Consider the following 18,703-nt stretch of genomic DNA (forward strand, 5'->3'; position numbering starts at 1 on the left):
GACGACCATGGCAACCGCCCTCGCCAAGACCGCCGACGCCGGCACGTCGGTGGAGTACGCCGCCCGGATCGAGCACGTCTCGAAGTCCTTCGCCGGCCCCGCCGGGCAGCAGCTCGTCCTGGACGACATCACGCTCGATGTCGCACCCGGTGAGTTCGTCACCCTCCTGGGAGCCTCCGGGTGTGGCAAGTCGACGCTGCTGAACCTGGTCGCCGGGCTCGACAAGCCGTCCGCGGGCGGCATCAGCACCGACGGCCGGCCGGCCCTGATGTTCCAGGAACACGCCCTCTTCCCGTGGCTGACCGCGGGCAAGAACATCGAACTCGCCCTGAAACTGCGGGGCGTCCCCAAGGCCGACCGCCGCACCAGGGCGGAGGAGCTCCTGGCGCTCGTCCGCCTCGAAGGCGCGTACGGCAAGCGGGTGCACGAGCTGTCCGGCGGTATGCGGCAGCGGGTCGCGCTGGCCCGCGCGCTCGCCCAGGACAGTCAACTGCTGCTGATGGACGAGCCGTTCGCGGCCCTCGACGCCATCACGCGGGACGTGCTGCACGACGAACTGACCCGTATCTGGCGCGAGACGAACGTGTCGGTGCTGTTCGTGACGCACAACGTGCGCGAGGCGGTACGGCTCGCCGAGCGCGTCGTGCTGCTGTCCTCGCGCCCGGGGCGCATCGCGCGGGAGTGGACGGTCGACATTCCGCAGCCGCGCCGCATCGAGGACTCCGCCGTGGCGGAACTGTCCGTCGAGATCACCGAACAACTGCGTGGGGAGATCCGCCGCCATGGCCAGCACTGAGACGAGCACCGTCAAGGACGGTGACGCTCCCGCCGCGAAGGACGGCGGGAGCGATCTCGCCGGGCTCGAAGCGGGCCTCGACGCGCTGGACACCGTCCAGACGAAGCGGACCCCGTTCCGCAGGACCTTCGTGGAGAAGATCTTTCCCCCGATCGTCGCCGTGGCCCTGGTGCTGGTCGTCTGGCAGGTCCTGGTGTGGGCGGAGGTCACCGACAGCTACAAACTGCCGGCGCCGTCCGCGGTCTGGGACGAGGTCCAGGAGGCCTGGCTGGAGGGCACGCTCCTCGAATACATCTGGACGAGCGTCTCGCGCGGTCTGCTCGGCTTCCTGATGGCCCTCGTGATCGGCACCCCGCTGGGGCTGCTGGTCGCGCGGGTGAAGTTCGTGCGCGCGGCGATCGGCCCGATCCTGTCCGGACTCCAGTCGTTGCCGTCGGTGGCGTGGGTGCCGCCGGCCGTGCTGTGGCTCGGGCTCAACGACTCGATGATGTACGCGGTGATCCTGCTCGGCGCGGTCCCCTCGATCGCCAACGGGCTCGTCTCCGGCGTCGACCAGGTGCCGCCGCTGTTCCTGCGGGCGGGCCGCACGATGGGCGCGACGGGCCTGCGCGGCACCTGGCACATCGTGATCCCGGCCGCGCTGCCCGGTTATCTCGCGGGGCTCAAGCAGGGCTGGGCGTTCTCCTGGCGCTCGCTGATGGCCGCCGAGATCATCGCGTCCTCGCCCGACCTGGGCGTCGGCCTCGGCCAGCTGCTGGAGAACGGCCGTACGGCCAACAGCATGCCCATGGTGTTCCTCGCCATCCTCCTCATCCTGATCGTCGGTATCGCCATCGACCTGCTGATCTTCAGCCCGCTGGAGCGGTGGGTGCTGCGCAGCCGCGGTCTCCTGGTGAAGAGCTGAGGGAAAGGCGAATTCCATGCCGGATCCGGTACTCCTCGTCATCGCCCACGGCAGCCGCGACCCGCGTCATGCCGCGACCGTGCACGCCCTGGTACGCCAGGTGCGGGCGCGGCGGCCCGGGGTGCGCGTGGAGACCGGCTTCCTGGAGTTCAACGTCCCCTCCGTCCCGGGCGTCCTGGAGTCGCTGGCGGCGGAGGGTGTACGCGACGTCGTGGCCCTCCCCCTCCTCCTGAACCGCGCCTTCCACGCGAAGGCGGACATCCCGGCGGTGCTGAGCCAGGCACCGGCCCGGCTGCGGATCCGGCAGGCCGAGGTGCTCGGCCCGTCACCGCTGCTGACGACCGCGCTCGAACGGCGGCTGTACGAGGCGGGGTTGTCGCCCGCCGACAAGTCCTCGACCGGGGTCGTACTGGCCTCGGCGGGGTCCAGGGACCCGGAGGCGATCGCGGTGATCGCAGAAATCGCGCGGGAGTGGCGGCGGGCCGGCTGGTGCGCCGTGCGGCCCGCGTTCGCCTCCGCGTCGCTTCCTCGCACGGAGGATGTGGTGCGGGCGTTGCGGGCGGCGGGGTGTGCGCGGGTGGCTGTGGCGCCGTACGTTCTCGCGCCCGGGCGGCTGCCCGACCGGATCGCTCGGGGGGCGGCCGACGCGGATGTCCTGGCGGACGTGCTGGGCCCCGCACCGGAGGTGGCCAGCTTGCTGCTGGCCCGCTATGACGAGTCCCGGTTCTCGCCCCGTCTGACCGCGGTCGGCGCCTGACCCCTTCTCCTCGCCCCCGCCGCCCCTACCCTTCCCGTCACTGCATGGGGGCTCCGCCCCCTCGCCCCCGAGATCGCGCTGCGCGCTCGTCCTCAAACGCCGGACGGGCTGGTGGTTAGCCCGTCCGTCGTTTGAGGACCGGGGGTTCGGGGGCTGGCCCCCGAGGCAGGTACGGGAAGGGTAGGGGCGGCGGGGGCGAGGAAAGGTCACCCCGCGGACGCAGCCGCCTCGTCGGCCAGCCTGGCCAGCTCGGCCACCCGCATCGACCCCGCCCCCCGCCCCTCCCGCGCGAAGCCGTTCGCAAGCCGCTGCAGCAAGTCGTTGAGCGGGGTCGACACCCCGTGCAGCCGCCCCAGCAAGCCGATCTCCCCGTTGAGATAGTCCGCCTCGATCGTGCCCGTCCCCCGGCTCAGCGACTGCCACGACGACCCCCCACCACGCCCCGGCCCGCCGTCGAGCGGCACCAGTCGCATCTTGTCGGCCCGGGCCTCCTTCTGCTCCTCCTCCGAGGCGTACGGAATCCCCGCGGCGACGAGCACCGCCTCCCCCTCGGCACGTACCCGGCCCTGCAGCGCGACAGCCTCCTCGCTGTCGACGACCCCGCTGACCGCCTCGATCGCGTTGGCGAGGTTCGCGAGCAGCTTGGCGTACTGCCAGCGCGCCACATCGGCCACGACCGGCGCCTCGAAGCGGGAGGCGGACAGGTCGGCGGCGACGGCCCGCACGGTGTCGTCCGTCCCGTGCGGGAAGCGTCCGAGGTGCAGGATGCCGGTGAGGGGCGCACCGGCCGCCGACACCACTCCCGGCTCGACGAAGGTGGCGGGCAGCCACACGCACACCCCGTACACGCGGCGGAAGCGGCGCAGCGCGAGCCGCTGGCTCTCCACCCCGTTCTGCGCGCAGAACAGCGGCAGCCGCTCGGCCGCCGTACCGCCGCCCGCCACGGGCGCGGGCCCCCACGCCTCCAGCGCCGCCACGCTGTCCTGTGTCTTGACGGCGAGCACGAGGACGTCGTCCGCACGCAGTTCGCCCAGGGCTCCCGGTCCGTCGGCCGTGGGCAGCCGGTGGGTGCTCGGCCCGTCGGGCGTCACGAGTCGCAGTCCCCGCTCGCGCAACGCCTCGTGGTGCGCGCCGCGCGCGACGAGCACCACGTCGTGTCCCGACCCGGCGAGGCGTCCGCCGATGGCCCCGCCCACAGCCCCTGCTCCGATGATGATGTAGCGCATGCGTCCGAGCCTGCCACAGCCGCGTTCACACCCCTCAGGGGGCCGCCCCGGGGTCGAAGGGCGTCCCCTGGTGGAAGTACATGAGCCATTCCTCCCCGGCCGGCTCCTCCGACCTCCGCCACAGTGAACTGCGGTGCACGTGGCGGCCGTCGTTCTCCGTGTCGAAGGTGAGGTGGACGAGGTCCGGTGCGAGGCGGACGCCTGTCATCCGGGAGGTGACCACAGGAGCCGCCTCGGGTTCGGCCGTCGTGGTCGTCGTGGGCGTCGCGGCCAGCGCGTCGATGATCGCGGCGCGGTCCCAGTGCCGGCCGGAGGCGCCGAACTCGTGGAACTCGGGGTGCAGCAGCGCGCCGACGAGTTCGGGCGAACGGCGGACCTCCGGGTCCAGGAGCCGCAACTCGCCCTCGACGGCCGCCTGGACGGCCTCCCGCGAGGTCACCCCGGCAGCGGTGTCGCGCTCAGACACCGGTCAGCTCCACGAGCTTGACGACCGTGTTCCAGTTGCGCGTGGTGGCGACGACACCCTTCGTCACCCGGGGTTTCGCGAGGCTCTCCGCCAGCTTGGAGCGGCCGAGGCCGTCGGGGGCGTACAGGTACAGCACACGGTCGCCGAGGCGGAACTCCTCGGGGAGGAAAGCCTGTTGGTCGACCGACTCGAAACGTTCGGGGCCGACCGGCGCCGAGAAGTACGTGGCGTGCAACTGCTTGGCCTCCAGCTCCGCGGCCGGGAACGGGCAGGCGTCGAGGACGGCCCGTAGATAGGCGTGGTCGCGCACCAGTACGTCGACCGTGAACCCGAAGTGCTCGGCGAGGGCCCCCGACAGCTCCTCGGCGAGGGAGTCCTCGTCGCCGTGGTCGCTGGAGAAGACGGCGTTCCCGCTCTGCAGATACGTACGTACGCCGCCGTGCCCGAGGCCCTCCAGGAGGGTGCGCAGCTCGGCCATCGGCACCTTCCGGCTGCCGCCCACATTGATCCCGCGCAGCATCGCCGCGTACGTCGTCGTCCCCACAGCCGTCCCCACAATCGTCCCCCGCCGTTGCGCCCAGTTGTCCGCACACCATAAAGCGGCCGTCGTGCCCCGTGGGGGTGGGCACGACGGCCGCCCGGTACCGGCCGTGCCGGCACCTCAGGTTACCGACCGGTCGGCACGATCCACCCTCCGATCGCCGCACTCGATTCAACACCTCCACATCGCCGTGACTTCTTCGACAAGGCTTCGCGACACCGAACGGGATCCGCCGCGACAGACCGGACACCCTGGCTCCGACCCCCGAGGAGCGCCTTTACATGTAAGGGGCTCTCATCCTCCTCAGTGCTGAGGTCGCGGGGTCCGAGGGGAGGATTTCCACGCGCCGGACTTCACCGAATAGCACGAGGAGAGGCTCTTATCCGCGCCATACCTTCATAACGGAAGGTGTCGGCAGGGGGTCGACATCCAGGACGAGGGGGCAAGCCCGTCATGGGGAAGCGAGACACGCGGGTACGGGGCATAGCGGCCCGGGCCGGTGGCTGGAGCGCCCGGCACCGCTGGGCGGCCGTCGGGATCTGGGTGCTGTTCGTCGTTCTGGCGATGGGGCTCGGCTCGGCGGCGGGCACGGTCGAGCTCAAGGACAGCGAACAGCTCGGGGGCGAGACGGGCCGGGCCGCGGCCATCGCGGAGCAGGCGGGGATCGACGAGCCGGCCGGGGAGACCGTGCTCCTGCAGGGCAAGGACGCGGGGCTCAAGGCGACGGACAGCGAGTTCCGTGCCGCCGTCGCCGCCGTGATCAAGGCGGTCGAGGGCACCGGCAAGGTGACCGACGTGACCTCGCCGTACGACACGAAGACGATCTCGAAGGACGGGCGCAGCGCGCTGGTCCAGTTCGACATGCGCGGCGAGGCGGACACGGCGGGCGAGCGGGTGGAGCCCGTGCTGAAGGCCGTCGAGGAGGTCCAGAAGGACCATGAGGCGTTGCGGATCGAGGAGATCGGCGGCGCCAGCATGAACAAGACGTTCGACGACGCGTTCGGCGACGACTTCCAGCAGGCCGAGTTCTCCGCCGTGCCGGTGGCCCTGGGCATCCTGCTGGTCGCGTTCGGCGCGTTGGTGGCGGCGCTGGTGCCGGTCCTGCTCGCGATCACCGCGATCATGGCCACGATGGGTCTGATGATGATCGTCAGTCACATCCAGCCGATGGACGACACCTCCAGCTCCGTGATGCTGCTCGTCGGGCTCGCGGTCGGCGTCGACTACTGCCTGTTCTATCTGCGGCGCGAGCGTGAGGAACGCGCGGCGGGCCGGGACCCCGAGACCGCGCTGCGGATCGCCGCGGCGACCAGCGGCCGGGCCATCATCGTCTCCGGCGTCACGGTGTGCGTGGCGATGGCGGGCATGCTGTTCACCGGGATCGCCACCTTCAAGGCGATGGGACTCGCCTCGCTGATGGTCGTGGCGGTCGCCATGGTCGGCTCGGTGACAGTGCTGCCCGCGGTTCTCTCGCTGCTCGGCAAGCGGGTCGAGAAGGGGCGCATCCCGTTCCTGCACCCGGACAAGCGCCGCAAGACCAACGGCGCGTCCGGCAACGGCGGTTCGGGCAACGACAGCCGCTTCTGGACGAGCGTGCTGCGCGTGGTGCTGGCCAGGCCCGCGATCTCGCTGGTCGTCGCGGCGGGAGCGCTGCTGGCCATCGCGGCTCCCGCGCTGGGCATGAAGACCCAGAACCTCACGCTGGACCAGGAGTTCGGCGACTCGCTGCCGATCGTGGCGACGTACGAGCGGGTGAACGCGGCCTTCCCGGGTGGTTCCGACCCGGCCGAGGTGGTCGTCAAGGCCGACGACATCAACTCCGCCGAGGTGAAGTCCGCGCTCGCCGACTTCCGCGAGCAGGCGGTCAGTTCGGGTGCCTCACGCGGCCCGGTCGACGTCAAGGTGCACGACGCGCAGAACATCGCCTTCGTGTACGTACCGCTGGTGGGCGGCTCGAACCTCGACAAGGCCGAGAAGAGCCTGGAGATCATCCGGGACGAGGTCCGTCCCGCGACGCTCGGCAAGGTCGACGGGGTCGAGGCCCCGGTGTCCGGTCAGGTGGCGGGTTCGAAGGACTTCAACGACCAGCTCGTCAGCGCGGTGGCCCCGGTCTTCGCCTTCGTCGTGATCTTCGCCTTCCTGCTGATGCTCCTGTCCTTCCGCTCGCTGACGATCGCGGTCACCTCGATCATCCTCAACCTCCTGTCGGTCGGAGCGGCGTACGGCATCCTCGTCGCCGTCTTCCAGCACGGCTGGGGCGCGTCGCTGGTGGGCGCCGAGGGGGTGGGCGCGATCATCACCTGGCTGCCGCTGTTCCTCTTCGTGATCCTCTTCGGGCTCTCGATGGACTACCACGTGTTCGTGGTCTCGCGGATCCGTGAGGCGCGGCTGCGGGGGCTGACGACCCGGGACGCCATCCAGCACGGGGTCGTCACGACGGCCGGTGTCATCACCAGCGCCGCCGTCATCATGGTCGCCGTCTTCGCGATCTTCGGCACGCTGTCCATGCAGTCCATGAAGCAGATGGGTGTGGGCCTCGCGGCGGCGGTCCTGATCGACGCGACGATCATCCGCGGTGTGCTGCTGCCGGCGGTCATGGCCCTGCTCGGCGAACGCAACTGGTACTTCCCGAAGTGGCTGCACCGCCTGCCGGACCTCAGCCACGACGAGTCGGTCGAGGAGCCGTCGCCGTCGCCCCCGGCGGTCGAGGGTGAGAGGGTCCACGTCTGACCGGCCGACCGACCGACCGACCGGCTGACCGACCGGCTGACCGGCTGACGACTTCAGCACCGACAGAACGGCGGAGTGGCCGGGGCGATCGCCCCGGCCACTCCGCCGTTCATTGCCGTCCGCGGTTAGTTCAGGCCGCGGTGGTCACCTCGTCGCGCTCACCGTCGCGCTCGGCATCGCGCACACGGTCGCGCTCGAAGGAGTCGATCGTGCGCGTGAAGTCACGGGTGGAGAGCAGCAGCTTGTAGATGATGGCGAGCTCGAAGACGAGGAGCAGGGCTCCGGAGACGATGGTCGCCTCGATGACCGAGTCGAACAGCGGGCCCAGGATGAAGACACCCATCTGGAACTCGATACCGCTCACCAGGTGCGTACGGATGCGGTGGCGCAGGAAGAAGGACCGGGCGCGGAGATACGACGGGAAGCGGTGCCGGAACTCCTGGTGCAGGTCGATGACCCGGGCCGGGGCCTGCTTCTGCCCCTGCTCGCCCTCCTGCCCCTGTACGGCGTCCTGCTGCAGTTCCTCGGCCGGTCCGTCCAGGTGGCCCGTCTCCTCCAGCGGGATCTCGGCCGCGGTGCCGGGCAAGGAGCCGGGCGTCGCCGCCGCCTGACGGATGTCCTGCTCGATGTCCGCCTCGGGGTTGTTGCGCAGCAGGTCTTCCATGAAGGCGAGCTCGGCGGAGTTCTCCGCACGCCGGGCCTCCCGCACCCGCGCCTTGATCTGCTTGCGCATGGTGTGGCGGATCTTGAAGATCTCCAGGCCGTTGATGTAGCGCAGCGTGTCGAGGAAGACGACGGCGGCGGCCAGCCAGATGTAGATCGTCTCGCCGGTGCGGTCGTACTGCCCCGCCATCAGCGCGACCCCGCACACCGCCACCCGGATGCGGTCGAAGACGAAGTCCAGCCAGGCGCCGAAGACCGACCCCTGGCCGGTGAGGCGGGCGACCTTCCCGTCCATGCAGTCGAGGATGAAACTCAGGTGGTAGACGAACGCGCCGGCGATCAGCCACCGCCAGTCACCGAACGCGAAGAACGCCGCGGAGACCAGGCCGAGCAGGAACGCGCCCCAGGTGATCTGGTTCGGTGTGATCCTCGTGTACTTCGCGGTCAACCGCACCAGCGGGGTGGCGACCGGGTCGACGAGCAGCACGGTCCACCACGCGTCCCGCTTCTTCTCGGTGATGCGGCGCACCTCTGCGAGGGGCGGTATGTCACGGCGCATAGGTCAACTTCCCAAAGTTCGTATCGAGTTCACCTCACGCTAAGAACCTGTTCGGGAAAAGAACAAGAAGATGCCCGTGCAACCTTCTGCGGGGGTCAGGGGTCGAACTCAGCAACCGGATCCATGACCCGACAGCAAGGACCCTGCGTTACCTGAGCGTTACCTAATGACCTTCCCGTTATACAAAGTGCGCCATGGCTTCACCAATTCCATGGAACCGTGACCCGGGGGAATTCCGAGTTCGCTGACGGTCACCCGATCAGGCTTTCCGTGCCCCGTGATCAGGCCTTCTGTGCCCGAGCATGCCCTTCGGGAATTTCTGCCTCGATCAAATCCGCGGCACGAAGAGTTCCTCCTTCGGCTGCCATCTCCGCCTGGATCACCTTCAGCTTCCGGGCCACTTCCGGGTCGTGGGCGATCGCGAGAACAGCCTCTCGCAGGGTGTCGGCGGTTGCCTCTTCCATGGGCAGATGTCGGGCCACTCCGAGCGACTGGAGCACGTCCGCGTTACCGAACTGGTCGACGGCCTGCGGTACGCAGATCATCGGCGTGGCGGTCGCCATCCCCTCCTGGCTGCCGCCCGCTCCGGCGTGCGTGACGAAGGCGTCGGCCTCCTTGAGGATCGCCAACTGCGGGACCCAGTGGTGGACTTCCACGTTGCCCGGCAGCTCGCCGAGTTCGGCCGGGTCGACGTGCTTGCCGATCTGGAGCACCAGGTGCCAGTCCGGCAGAGCGGCGAACGCCTTCACGCACTCGCGGTAGAAGGCGGGCTGCTTGGTGAAGGAGGATCCCAGGGACACGAGGGCGACCCGCTCGGCACCCTCGGGCCGCCGCCACTCCCCCTGGGCGGTGCGGTGCCCCTGGCAGGCGCCGACGAACGTGTATACGGACTCGTCGACACGGTCGGCGTTCGGCTGGAGGGCCTTCGGGATGAGGACCAGGGAACGGTCGGGACGCCCGCCGAACGAATCGGGGTCCAGGTCGACCCCGTTCTCGTCCAGCCAGGCCTGGAATCGGGCGTAGTACGCCTGCCCGCGCTCGGTCTTCCTCGGCTCCGCCCACATGGGCTCGGCGACCTCCTTCTCGTACCCCTCCCAGGCGACGAGGTTCGGGGAGAGCGAGACGGCGGGGACGCCCCAGCGGTGGGCGAGGACGCGGGCCGGGTACGAGGTGATGTCGTGCAGCACCAGGTCCGGCTCGTCGCCCTCGTACGCCTCGATGAGCTGCGGGAGCGCCTGGACGGCGTCGGCCAGGAAGGGTTCCACGTTGTCCAGGAGCGTGCTCCCCCACGCCGAGGGGTCGTCGTCGGGCGACGGCAGGCTCGACCTCCACGGTTTCGGCTCGGCGCCGGTCTCCGCGACCTTGTCGGCGAAGACCGGCGGAATCGCGTACGTGACCCGGTGGCCGCGGGCGACGAGCTCCCGGATCACTTCGAGGCTCGGGTTCACATGGCCGTGGGCGGCGACGGAGAACATGGCGATGTGGGCGGGGCGGGAGGTGGTCATGACGCGACCTTAAACGAGACGAGACGTCTCGTGCAAGCTAAATGAGCGCCTTGTGCAGCCCCAGCCACCGTTCGGGATCCACCTCCCCGACGAGCGCGCGGGGGTCGAGGCGAGCGGCACGGAACGCCGCGTCCACCCGGCGCCGCGGGTGCGCCCGGCGCAGCGAGGCGTGCAGCGACCCGCCGACTCCCGAGAAGCCCAGCTCGACCTGGAGCCGCCAGACGTCGTACGCGGCCGGGTCGAGCAGTGGGGTGCGGCGCCGCTCGATGCGTACGATCCCGGCGTCGACCCGGGGCACGGGCCGGAACCGGGTTCTGGCGACCCGCCCGAGGTAGCGCCACTCGAAGCGCGGCCAGCTCAGGACGGTCAGCCGGGTCCAGCTCCCGTAGTCCCCGGCGCGCTTGCGGGCGTATTCGAGCTGGGTGAGGAGGGTGGCGTCGTCGAGCCCCGGCGCGCGCAGGCACCAGTCGACGACGTCCGCGGTGCGCGAGAACGGCACGTTCCCGGCGACGGAGAAGGCCGTGCGCGGGGACCGCGCGGCGAGGAAGTCGCCGCCGATGACGCGCACTCGGGGCCGCTCCGAGAAGCGGGCGCGCAGCGGGGGTACGAGTCGCGGGTCGATCTCGTAGGCGAGGAGTTCCCGGCAGCGGGGTACGAGCGCCTCGGTCAACGCGCCTTTCCCGGCGCCCACTTCGAGCAGCAGCGGCTGCCGGTGGGGGTGGGGTACGGCGAGCCGGGCGAAGCGGTCGGCGGTGGCGCGGTCGGTCAGGAAGTTCTGCGAGAGCGCGCGCGAAACGCGGGTGGGGCGGGCCATGGCCTGCGGTCCTTGTCTTCCGTGGGGCGGGAACGGGCAGCCGAAGGCCCCGACCGGAAGGAGGGAGGAAAAGGACGCGCGCGAGGAGGGCACGCGGGTTGTACCGCGTGCCTGCTTCAAGTCGTGCGTGGGAGGGAGTGCCCGGCGGCGAGTGCCGTCAGCGGACGCCGGCCCCCGGTCCGGTCAGGGCGCCGGGGCACGCCGCATCCGAATGGAATACGTGCAGCCCCGGCCGAGACCGGAAGAGAAAATCGCGTTGATACCCACGTGCGGCACGGTAGGTGGGCTCCACCTCGCCCTACAACTGATTTTCGAGCGGGCTTCCGGGGGGTGCGGCGGTGTGCCGGGTGCGGGCCGGTGGGGGCTGAGCGCGCAGTTCCCCGCGCCCCTCAAAAGCGGGTCTGCGCCCCAGCTCTTGCCCTTCAGGGCGCCGGGAACTGCGCGGCCGACCCCACCGGCCCGCACCCGGCAGCCCACCCAGCCCCCACCCCCGAGCGGAGCGCTACGTCACCTCTGGTAGCGGGCCAGGACCAGGTTTCCGTCCTTCACCAGGCGGCGCCTCAGCTCGCCGAGCCCGATCGCACCGCTGTAGTACTCCTGGAACGCGGGCGTCGCCACCTTGTCCTTCCACTCCGGATACCCCCGCACGGACTGCGCGGGCGCCGACCGCAAGTCCGCGGCGAGCGCGGTCCCCACCGCCCAGCCGTCCTTCTCGCTCCGCAGCGCCGGATCTCGCAAGGCCTCACTCCCGGTGGGCAGCATCCAGTCCCCCCGCGCGAGTCGCACCATGTTGTCGGGCCGGAGCAGGAAGTCGATGAAGGCGGCGGCCTCCTTCTTGTGCGGGCTGTCCTCGGCGACGGACAGCGTCTGCGGGCTCACTCCCTGGGTGAGCCCGTCGGCCCCGGCGGGCGCGGGCAGCACCTGCCAGTCGAACCCCTTCGGTGCCTGCTGCACGATCTGCTGCCGGTAGGAGAACCCGAGCGGCACCATCGCGTACTTGCCGCCGAAGAAGCCGGGAAGGGTGTCGGAGCCGCCGCTGCCGAGCGTCGAACCCGACGCGCTGCCATCGGTGTTGACCTGGTCGTGGATGGTGCGCGGCACCACCTCGTCGCCCTCCTCGAACCGGATCCGCACCTTGCCGTCGGCGCCGCGGTGGAACAGCTGCCCGCCGGTCGACAGCGACAGGTTGAGCGTGGCCGAGACAGGCTCCTTGAGCGGCCAGGCCACCCCGTACTTCCCGTCCCCGCCGCTCAGTTCGTCGGTGATCCTCCTGAACTCGTCCCAGCTCCAGGGCTTCTCAGGGGTGGGGATCCGTACCCCGGACTCCTTGAGCCACTCGGCGTTGGCGATGAGGACCCGGGGCTCCTGGAGGAACGGCACGCCGTAGACCCCGTCCCCGAAGGTCGTCGTCTCCCAGCTCCGCTCCGGGATGTCGGAGGTGAGCCGCTGCGACAACAGGCCGCTCAGATCCGCGAGATACCCGCCGTACGCGAAGTCCGCGAGGTCGTCCGAGGCGTCGTGGATGATGTCCGGCGCCTCACCGCCCTCGAAGGACGTGAGCAGCTGGTCGTGGACGCTGTCCCAGGAGCCCTGCACGTACTCGACCTCGACGTCCGGATGCGCGGCGTTCCACTCCCGCACCAGCTCCTTGTTGGCGTCCACGGACTCCTTCTGCCAGGCCAGCGACTGGAAGCGGAGGGTGATCCGCCCGTCCTCGGAGCCGCTCCCGTCGCCGGAACAGCCGGAGCCGGTGACGATGAGGAGCCCCGCGACCAGCCCGGTGAGCCATCCCGTACGCATCCGCATCAGCTCTTCACCGCCCCGGCGAGCATGCCGCCCGTGATCCGTTTCTGGATGAGCGCGAAGACGACCAGCGACGGGATCGTCGCCAGGAACGCGGCGGCGGCGAGGGGGCCGAGGTCCGCCACGCCCTCCGCTCCGAGGAAGTGGGTCAGGACGACGGGCAAGGTCTGTTTCTCCGGGGTCTTGAGCAGCACCAGCGCGAAGAAGAACTCGTTCCACGCGCTGATGAACGCGAACAGGGCCGTGGCCACGATGCCCGGCGCGAGGAGCGGCGCGGTGATCGAGACCAGCGTGCGCACCTTGCCCGCGCCGTCCACCGCCGCGGCCTCCTCCATCTCGGCCGGCACCGCCCGTACGTACCCCACGAGCATCCAGAGCGCGAACGGCAGGGCCCACACCACGTACACCATGATCAGGCCGGGTACGGAGTCGATCAGGCGCAGGTTCTTCAGGACCAGGAACAGCGGAATGATCACGAGGACGAACGGGAACGCCTGGCTGACCACCACCCAGCCGGTCGCCGCCTTCGCGAGCCGGGTGCGGTGCCGGGCCATGACGTACGCCATCGGGGTGGCGATCAGTACGGCGATCACCGCCGCGCCGAGCGCGGCGACCAGGGAGTTGGCCGCGGCCCGCAGCAGGGGCTGTTCGTCGAAGGCCTGCCGGAAGTTGTCGAGGGTCGGGTCCTGGGGCAGCCAGGTCGGATGCAGACTGGCCAGCTCGCGCGCCGGTTTGAAGGCGGTGGAGATCAGCCACAGGAACGGGAAGGCGAGGAAGACCAGATACGCGAGGAGCGCGGCGTACTGGCCCGCGCGGGCCCTTCTGCTCGTCCTCACGCGTCCTCGCCTCCCCGCAGCCGGCCGACCAGTTGCACGGCGAGGATCACCGAGATCACCGCGACCATCACACATCCCATCGCCGCCGCGTAGCCGAACTGCCCGTAGCGGAAGGCCTCTTCGTAGGCGAACAGCATCGGCAGCCGGGTACGGCCGCCCGGGCCGCCGCTGGTCAGCACGTAGACCAGGGCGAAGGAGTTGAAGTTCCAGATGAAGTTGAGCGCGGTGATGGCGAGCGCGACCGGCTTCAGGGCGGGCCAGGTGACCGTGCGGAACCGCCGCCAGGCGCCGGCGCCGTCCATCGCGGCGGCCTCGTGGAGTTCGCGCGGGGTGTTCTGCAGTCCGGCGAGCAGGGCGACCGTCGTCTGGGGCATACCGGCCCAGATGCCGACGACGATCACCGCGGGCAGCGCGGTCGCGAGGCCCGACAGCCAGTCCCGCCCGTCGCCGAGACTCAGGTCGCGGATCGTCTCGTTGAGGATGCCCGCGTCCGGGTTGTAGACCAGCCGCCACATGATGCCGACGACGACCTCGGGCATCGCCCACGGGATGATCGCGAGCGCCCGCGCCAGCCAGCGCAGCCGCAGTTCCTCGTTGAGCAGCAGGGCCAGTCCCAGTGCGAGCAGGAACTGCGGGACGGTCACCCCCACCGCCCACACCAGGCCGATCCGGAACGAGTCCCAGAACAGGGTGTCGTGCAGCAGGTCCTGGAAGTTGAGGGTCCCGATCCACTGCGTGGGCTCGGTCCGGCCCGACTGCGCGTCGGTGAACGCCAGCACGATGCCGTACAGGAGCGGACCGACGCTGAGCACCAGGATCGGGATGAGCGCGGGCAGCACCAGGAACCAGGCGCCGTGGTCGACGGGGCGGCCCTGCCCGCCGGCCCGCGGCGCGGGCTTCGCTGACCGCTTCCTTGCGGTCGCCAATGTCACGGAATCGGCTCCTCTGAGCGGTTCATAGCGGTTCATATCGATCTGGCCGTCCCGGTGGCCCCCGTCATCGTGCTGACCCGCTGACATCGCGTCAAGACAGCGCGCACGCCGCGATGGCGGCCCCCGCGGGCTCTCACCAGTGCGAATGTGACGCTGGGCGACGTATGGAGTGATCTCGGCGTCCGGCGCGCGAGGCAGAATGGCGTCCGACGGCAAACGAGAGAACAGCGGGAGCCCAGGGCTTCACGGAAGGCGAGTGATGGACGAGGCACAGGCGCGGGACGTACTCGCCGGGGCGGAGGTCGTCGGGGACGGCCGGGACGCGGTGCTGCTCGCGCTGGGCGAGAACGCCGTCTTCGCCGTCGGTGACCTGGTCGTCAAGGTGGGCCGCGACACCGAACTCCTCGACCGGGCGCGGCGGGAACTGGCCGTCGCGCTCTGGCTCGCCGAGGCGGGTGTCCCGGCGGTGCGGCCCGCCGAGCCCGAGGCACGGTTCGTCGCCGGTCACCCGGTGACGCTGTGGCACCGGCTGTCCGACCCCGTCCGCCCGGCCGAACCGCGTGATCTCGCCGAGCTGCTGCGGGTGGTGCACGCCCTGCCCTCCCCCGCCTTCGAACTGCCGCGCCGTGAGCTGCTCGGCGGGGTGGAGCGGTGGCTGCGGCTCGCGGGGGACGTGATCGACCCGGCGGACGCGGCGTTCCTGCGGGACCGGCGGGACGGTTTCGCCACGGCCGCCGCCGCGCTCACGCCCGCGCTGGAGCCGGGGCCGATCCACGGGGACGCGCTGCCCCGCAACGTGCATGTCGGTCCCGACGGGCCCGTCCTGGTCGACCTGGAGACGTTCTCCGCCGACCTGCGGGAGCACGACCTGGTCGTGATGGCCCTGTCCCGCGACCGGTACGGGATGTCTGCCGAGGCGTACGACACGTTCACGGGGGCGTACGGGTGGGATGTGCGGGAGTGGAAGGGGTGCGGGGTGTTGCGCGGGGCGCGGGAGACTGCCAGCTGTGCGTGGGTCGCGCAGCATGCGCCCAGTAATCCTCGGGCGCTCGCCGAGTTCCAGCGGCGGGTCGCGTCCTTGCGGGACGGGGACGAGACGGTGCGGTGGTATCCGTTCTGACGGCTCCGTAGCCAGGACGGGTCGCTGCCTGCGGGTGCGTTGTGTGTGGCTGGTCGCGCCGTTCCCCGCGCCCCTAGGAGCGGTTGTTCGTCGTCTGCGGGTACGCCGGGGCTGAACGCGCAGTTCCCCGCGCCCCTCAAAAGCGGGGCTGCGCCCCGGCTTTTGCCCCCTGAGGGGGGCGCCGTGGGGTCTCCTCATCCGGCGGCGCGGATCGTGTCGGCCGCCCGGTGCAACTCGGCGAGCACCGTGCGGACTGCCTTTCGTGCTGTGCGTTCGGGGCGGTGGAGGGCGTCGATCTGGCGGCGGGCCCGGATGCCGCTGAGCGGTTTGAGGACCAGCGCGGGGTGCGGGCGCATCGTCCAGCGGGGCATCAGGGCGAGGCCCCCGCCGGCGGCGACGGCCTCGGCGACCACCGCGAACTCGTTGATGCGGTGGACCAGCCGCAGCCGACGGCCCGCGGCCGTGGCGATGGCGTCGATGGTGGCCACCACCGGGAACCCGTCGTGCGCGGTGATCCAGGGCTGGTCGGCCACGTCGAGCGGGGTGAGCCGCCGTTTGACGGCCAGCGGATGGTCGGCGGGCATGGCCACGTCGAGCGGTTCGCGCAACAGCGTCGTGGCGGTGACCGTCCTCGGCCATCCCGGGGTGTGTTCGAGACGGTGGGCGAGCACGAGGTCGTACTCCCGGGTCAGCGGCGGGAAGTCGTCCTGTGTCACGTCCGCGTCGGCGAGGGACAGGCGAGGGCTGCCGGGTGCGGCCAGTGCCCGAAGCAGCAGGGGGAAGAACGCCGAACCCCCGCTGTGGAAGGCCGCCACCGACACCTCGCCGTCCGGCCGGTCGACGAACTCCTCCACGGTGTGCCGGGCCCGCTCCAGCGCCGTCTCCACCTCGATCGCCGCACCTGCCAGGGCCTGCCCGGCGTCCGTGAGGACCAGCCGCCGCCCCTGACGCTCGGTGAGCGGTACGGGGATCGCGCGCTGCAGCAGCCTCAGTTGCTGGGAGATCGCCGAGGGGGTGACCAGCAGCGCGTCGGCGACCGCCGTGACACTGCCCAGTTCGCCCAGCTCACGCAGGATCCTCAGCTGCCGTTCGTCCATGCCCTCGGCCCTCCTCCCGGCCCTCTGTCAGCCTTCCTTCCGATGTAGTGATGCTAAAGGATCGTTTTAGAAGTTGGCTCTTTGCTTCAGGGTCGTGAGAGGGCAGGGTGAGCGCGTGCCTGATGCCCGCCGTACCGATGCGGTACTCCTCCTCGTCGCCCTCGTCTGGGGTTCCAGCTATCTCTCCGCCCAGACGGCGACCGCCGTGCTGCCCGTCCTGGTGGTGCTGTTCGCGCGGTACGCCCTGTCCGCCGTCGCCTGTCTCGGCCTGGTCGCGGCCGACCGCAGGTCCGGCCCGTGGACCCGCGACGAGATCCGGATCGGTGTGCCCCTGGGCGTCACCCAGGCGGCCATCCTCGTCGTGGAGACGTACGGCGTCGCGCACACCAGCGCCGCCAACGCGGGACTCATCATCAGTCTGACCATCGTGATCACCCCGCTGCTGGACCGCTCCGGCCGCGGCGGCGGCCTGCCTCCCGCCTTCTACGCCGCCGCCGGTGTCTGTCTGCTGGCCGTCGGCCTCCTGATGTCGGGCAACGGTTTTCACGCGCCCCGTCTCGGCGACCTGCTGATGCTCGGCGCCGCGGTGATACGCGCCGGGCATGTCGCGCTCGTCGGCCGGCTCACCGTGGGCCGCGCGATCCGGCCGCTGCGGCTGACCACCGTGCAGACCCTCGTCGGGACGGGGCTGTTCCTGATCCCCGCGTCCGGCGATCTGCCCACCCTCGTCGACGTCGGCGCGGCGGGCTGGGCCCAGCTGCTCTATCTGGCCCTGTTCTGCAGCGTGTTCGCCTTCCTCGCGCAGACCTGGGCCGTCCAGCGCACCTCGGCCAGCCGCGCCAGCCTCCTGCTGGGCACCGAGCCGATCTGGGCCGCGGCCGTGGGAATCGCCTTGGCCGGCGACCACTTCACCCTGCTCACAGGCCTGGGCGCGACCCTGCTCGTCACCGGCACCTATTGGGGCCAGGCAATAGAACGCGCCCACCGAGCACGGACGGCCAAGGCCGCGCGCAGCGCGCCGTCAGGGGATCGGGGCCGTGACATCAGCGGCTCGGCCGCGCGGGCGCGACCAGCCCCCACCGACCCGCAGCTCACCTCAGACGTCACCTGATGCCGGAGGCATCCGCCCTCACCTGACGCCGGAGGCGCCAGCGAGGTCCCGCACGGGCCACACCCCGTCCACCACGGCCTCGGCGTCCCCCTTGCGCCGCAGAAAGCTCTGAAAGTCCGCCGCCCACTCCGCGTACCACTCGATCTGGCGGCGATGCAGCTCCGCCGGACCGAGCGCGGCCACCTTCGGATGCCGGACGGCTATCGCGGTGGCCAGCCGACCCGCGGCCAGCGCGTCCGCCGAGGCGTCATGGGCGGAGTCGAGCGGAACACCGTACTCCGCGCAGACCGCTTCGAGATTCCGCTTGCCGCGGCGGTAGCGGTCCACCGAGCGGTCGATCGTGTACGGATCGATGACCGGCCCCGGTTCGGCACCGCCGAGCCGCTCGCGCAGCGACGGCAGTCCGTACCTCCGCAGTTCGGCGGAGAGCAGGGTCAGGTCGAAGGCCGCGTTGTACGCCACGACCGGGACGCCCGCCTGCCAGTAGGCGACGAGCACCGAGGCGATCGCGTCGGCCACCCGGTCGGCGGGGCTGCCCTCGGCCGCCGCTCTCTCGTTGCTGATCCCGTGCACCGCGACCGCGTCCGCCGGGATCTCGACCCCCGGGTCGGCGAGCCACTCCCGGTGCCCGGCGGGCTCCCCGCCGCGGACCTCTATCACCGCTCCGGTGACGATGCGCGCCTCGCGCGGATCGGTCCCGGTCGTCTCCAGGTCGAAGCCGATCAGCAGCTCCCCGTGCCAAGCCATGCCGGCCCCCTTCTTCGTGGTGCGTTCCCCCAGTGATCTCCACGATGCCATGGGCCACTGACAATCCGAGGACCGCGTTCCGCTTACCGGTCGGCC

At 70.9% G+C, this 18,703-nt stretch carries 17 protein-coding genes; 6 read left to right on the forward strand and 11 right to left on the reverse strand.

Annotated elements, in window-relative coordinates; translation table 11 throughout:
* The first annotated feature begins 7 nt into the window (after positions 1-7).
* From OHS59_RS11195 to OHS59_RS11205, 3 genes are read left to right on the forward strand one after another with little or no spacing between them, the layout of a single operon-like run.
* Positions 8-796: an ABC transporter ATP-binding protein gene (locus OHS59_RS11195; protein ID WP_328493245.1), complete on the forward strand. Its 789-nt coding sequence runs from the start codon at positions 8-10 to the stop codon at positions 794-796.
* Positions 783-1,700 (forward strand): ABC transporter permease, encoded by a 918-nt coding sequence (locus OHS59_RS11200; protein WP_328493246.1) that lies wholly within the window; start codon positions 783-785, stop codon positions 1,698-1,700. The genes OHS59_RS11195 and OHS59_RS11200 overlap by 14 nt, the downstream gene beginning before the upstream one ends.
* Before the next feature lie 16 nt (positions 1,701-1,716).
* Positions 1,717-2,457, forward strand: a complete 741-nt coding sequence (locus OHS59_RS11205; RefSeq protein WP_328493247.1) for a sirohydrochlorin chelatase — start codon at positions 1,717-1,719, stop codon at positions 2,455-2,457.
* Between the two features lie 206 nt (positions 2,458-2,663).
* Here OHS59_RS11205 and OHS59_RS11210 read toward each other — a convergent pair whose 3' ends face one another.
* Genes OHS59_RS11210 through OHS59_RS11220 form a run of 3 tightly spaced genes read right to left on the reverse strand, consistent with a single transcriptional unit; the run spans position 2,664 to position 4,693 of the window.
* A complete protein-coding gene (locus OHS59_RS11210; RefSeq protein ID WP_328493248.1) occupies positions 2,664-3,683 on the reverse strand; it encodes a ketopantoate reductase family protein in 1,020 nt (339 codons plus the stop codon).
* 34 nt (positions 3,684-3,717) lie between these two features.
* A complete protein-coding gene (locus tag OHS59_RS11215; protein ID WP_328493249.1) occupies positions 3,718-4,149 on the reverse strand; it encodes a nuclear transport factor 2 family protein in 432 nt (143 codons plus the stop codon).
* Positions 4,142-4,693, reverse strand: a complete 552-nt coding sequence (locus tag OHS59_RS11220) for a DUF1697 domain-containing protein (protein WP_328493250.1) — start codon at positions 4,691-4,693, stop codon at positions 4,142-4,144. The genes OHS59_RS11215 and OHS59_RS11220 overlap by 8 nt, the downstream gene beginning before the upstream one ends.
* Positions 4,694-5,143: 450 nt before the next feature.
* Here OHS59_RS11220 and OHS59_RS11225 point away from each other — a divergent pair, with 450 nt between their 5' ends.
* Positions 5,144-7,420, forward strand: coding sequence for an MMPL family transporter (locus tag OHS59_RS11225; protein WP_328493251.1), 2,277 nt, complete (start codon positions 5,144-5,146; stop codon positions 7,418-7,420).
* A 130-nt stretch (positions 7,421-7,550) separates the two neighbouring features.
* Here the strand turns inward: OHS59_RS11225 and OHS59_RS11230 are convergent, their stop codons facing one another.
* From OHS59_RS11230 to OHS59_RS11255, 6 genes are all read right to left on the reverse strand, one after another.
* On the reverse strand, positions 7,551-8,642 hold the full coding sequence (locus tag OHS59_RS11230) for a CDP-alcohol phosphatidyltransferase family protein (RefSeq protein WP_328493252.1): 1,092 nt from the start codon (positions 8,640-8,642) through the stop codon (positions 7,551-7,553).
* Between the two features lie 281 nt (positions 8,643-8,923).
* Complete coding sequence (gene mgt, locus OHS59_RS11235) at positions 8,924-10,147, reverse strand: macrolide-inactivating glycosyltransferase (RefSeq protein WP_328493253.1); 1,224 nt, start codon at positions 10,145-10,147, stop codon at positions 8,924-8,926.
* Positions 10,148-10,184: 37 nt separating this feature from the next.
* Positions 10,185-10,961: an ErmE/ErmH/ErmO/ErmR family 23S rRNA (adenine(2058)-N(6))-methyltransferase gene (gene erm, locus OHS59_RS11240; RefSeq protein ID WP_328493254.1), complete on the reverse strand. Its 777-nt coding sequence runs from the start codon at positions 10,959-10,961 to the stop codon at positions 10,185-10,187.
* 507 nt (positions 10,962-11,468) lie between these two features.
* The gene (locus OHS59_RS11245) at positions 11,469-12,761 is read right to left on the reverse strand and encodes an ABC transporter substrate-binding protein (protein ID WP_328499167.1); all 1,293 of its coding nucleotides are present in this window, start codon (positions 12,759-12,761) and stop codon (positions 11,469-11,471) included.
* 5 nt (positions 12,762-12,766) lie between these two features.
* Positions 12,767-13,600 (reverse strand): carbohydrate ABC transporter permease, encoded by an 834-nt coding sequence (locus OHS59_RS11250; RefSeq protein ID WP_328493255.1) that lies wholly within the window; start codon positions 13,598-13,600, stop codon positions 12,767-12,769.
* Positions 13,597-14,532, reverse strand: coding sequence for a carbohydrate ABC transporter permease (locus OHS59_RS11255; RefSeq protein WP_328493256.1), 936 nt, complete (start codon positions 14,530-14,532; stop codon positions 13,597-13,599). The genes OHS59_RS11250 and OHS59_RS11255 overlap by 4 nt, the downstream gene beginning before the upstream one ends.
* A gap of 259 nt (positions 14,533-14,791) precedes the next feature.
* Between OHS59_RS11255 and OHS59_RS11260 the strand changes: the two genes are divergently transcribed.
* Positions 14,792-15,652, forward strand: coding sequence for an aminoglycoside phosphotransferase family protein (locus OHS59_RS11260; RefSeq protein ID WP_328493257.1), 861 nt, complete (start codon positions 14,792-14,794; stop codon positions 15,650-15,652).
* 194 nt (positions 15,653-15,846) lie between these two features.
* Here the strand turns inward: OHS59_RS11260 and OHS59_RS11265 are convergent, their stop codons facing one another.
* Complete coding sequence (locus OHS59_RS11265) at positions 15,847-16,749, reverse strand: LysR family transcriptional regulator (protein WP_328493258.1); 903 nt, start codon at positions 16,747-16,749, stop codon at positions 15,847-15,849.
* Positions 16,750-16,864: 115 nt separating this feature from the next.
* Here OHS59_RS11265 and OHS59_RS11270 point away from each other — a divergent pair, with 115 nt between their 5' ends.
* Positions 16,865-17,860, forward strand: a complete 996-nt coding sequence (locus tag OHS59_RS11270; protein WP_328493259.1) for a DMT family transporter — start codon at positions 16,865-16,867, stop codon at positions 17,858-17,860.
* Positions 17,861-17,878: 18 nt separating this feature from the next.
* Here the strand turns inward: OHS59_RS11270 and OHS59_RS11275 are convergent, their stop codons facing one another.
* On the reverse strand, positions 17,879-18,607 hold the full coding sequence (locus tag OHS59_RS11275; protein WP_328493260.1) for a 3'-5' exonuclease: 729 nt from the start codon (positions 18,605-18,607) through the stop codon (positions 17,879-17,881).
* Positions 18,608-18,703 lie beyond the last annotated feature (96 nt).

It is taken from the genome of Streptomyces sp. NBC_00414 (assembly GCF_036038375.1).
Lineage (GTDB): Bacteria > Actinomycetota > Actinomycetes > Streptomycetales > Streptomycetaceae > Streptomyces.

Bases quoted from the DNA above. Each gene is read 5' to 3' on its own strand.
- OHS59_RS11245 (WP_328499167.1), bottom strand. From the start codon at position 12,761: ATGCGTACGGGATGGCTCACCGGGCTGGTCGCGGGGCTCCTCATCGTC.
- OHS59_RS11195 (WP_328493245.1), top strand. From the start codon at position 8: ATGGCAACCGCCCTCGCCAAGACCGCCGACGCCGGCACGTCGGTGGAG.
- OHS59_RS11210 (WP_328493248.1), bottom strand. From the start codon at position 3,683: ATGCGCTACATCATCATCGGAGCAGGGGCTGTGGGCGGGGCCATCGGC.
- OHS59_RS11230 (WP_328493252.1), bottom strand. From the start codon at position 8,642: ATGCGCCGTGACATACCGCCCCTCGCAGAGGTGCGCCGCATCACCGAG.
- OHS59_RS11275 (WP_328493260.1), bottom strand. From the start codon at position 18,607: ATGGCTTGGCACGGGGAGCTGCTGATCGGCTTCGACCTGGAGACGACC.
- OHS59_RS11200 (WP_328493246.1), top strand. From the start codon at position 783: ATGGCCAGCACTGAGACGAGCACCGTCAAGGACGGTGACGCTCCCGCC.
- mgt (WP_328493253.1), bottom strand. From the start codon at position 10,147: ATGACCACCTCCCGCCCCGCCCACATCGCCATGTTCTCCGTCGCCGCC.
- OHS59_RS11260 (WP_328493257.1), top strand. From the start codon at position 14,792: ATGGACGAGGCACAGGCGCGGGACGTACTCGCCGGGGCGGAGGTCGTC.
- OHS59_RS11225 (WP_328493251.1), top strand. From the start codon at position 5,144: ATGGGGAAGCGAGACACGCGGGTACGGGGCATAGCGGCCCGGGCCGGT.
- OHS59_RS11205 (WP_328493247.1), top strand. From the start codon at position 1,717: ATGCCGGATCCGGTACTCCTCGTCATCGCCCACGGCAGCCGCGACCCG.
- OHS59_RS11265 (WP_328493258.1), bottom strand. From the start codon at position 16,749: ATGGACGAACGGCAGCTGAGGATCCTGCGTGAGCTGGGCGAACTGGGC.
- erm (WP_328493254.1), bottom strand. From the start codon at position 10,961: ATGGCCCGCCCCACCCGCGTTTCGCGCGCGCTCTCGCAGAACTTCCTG.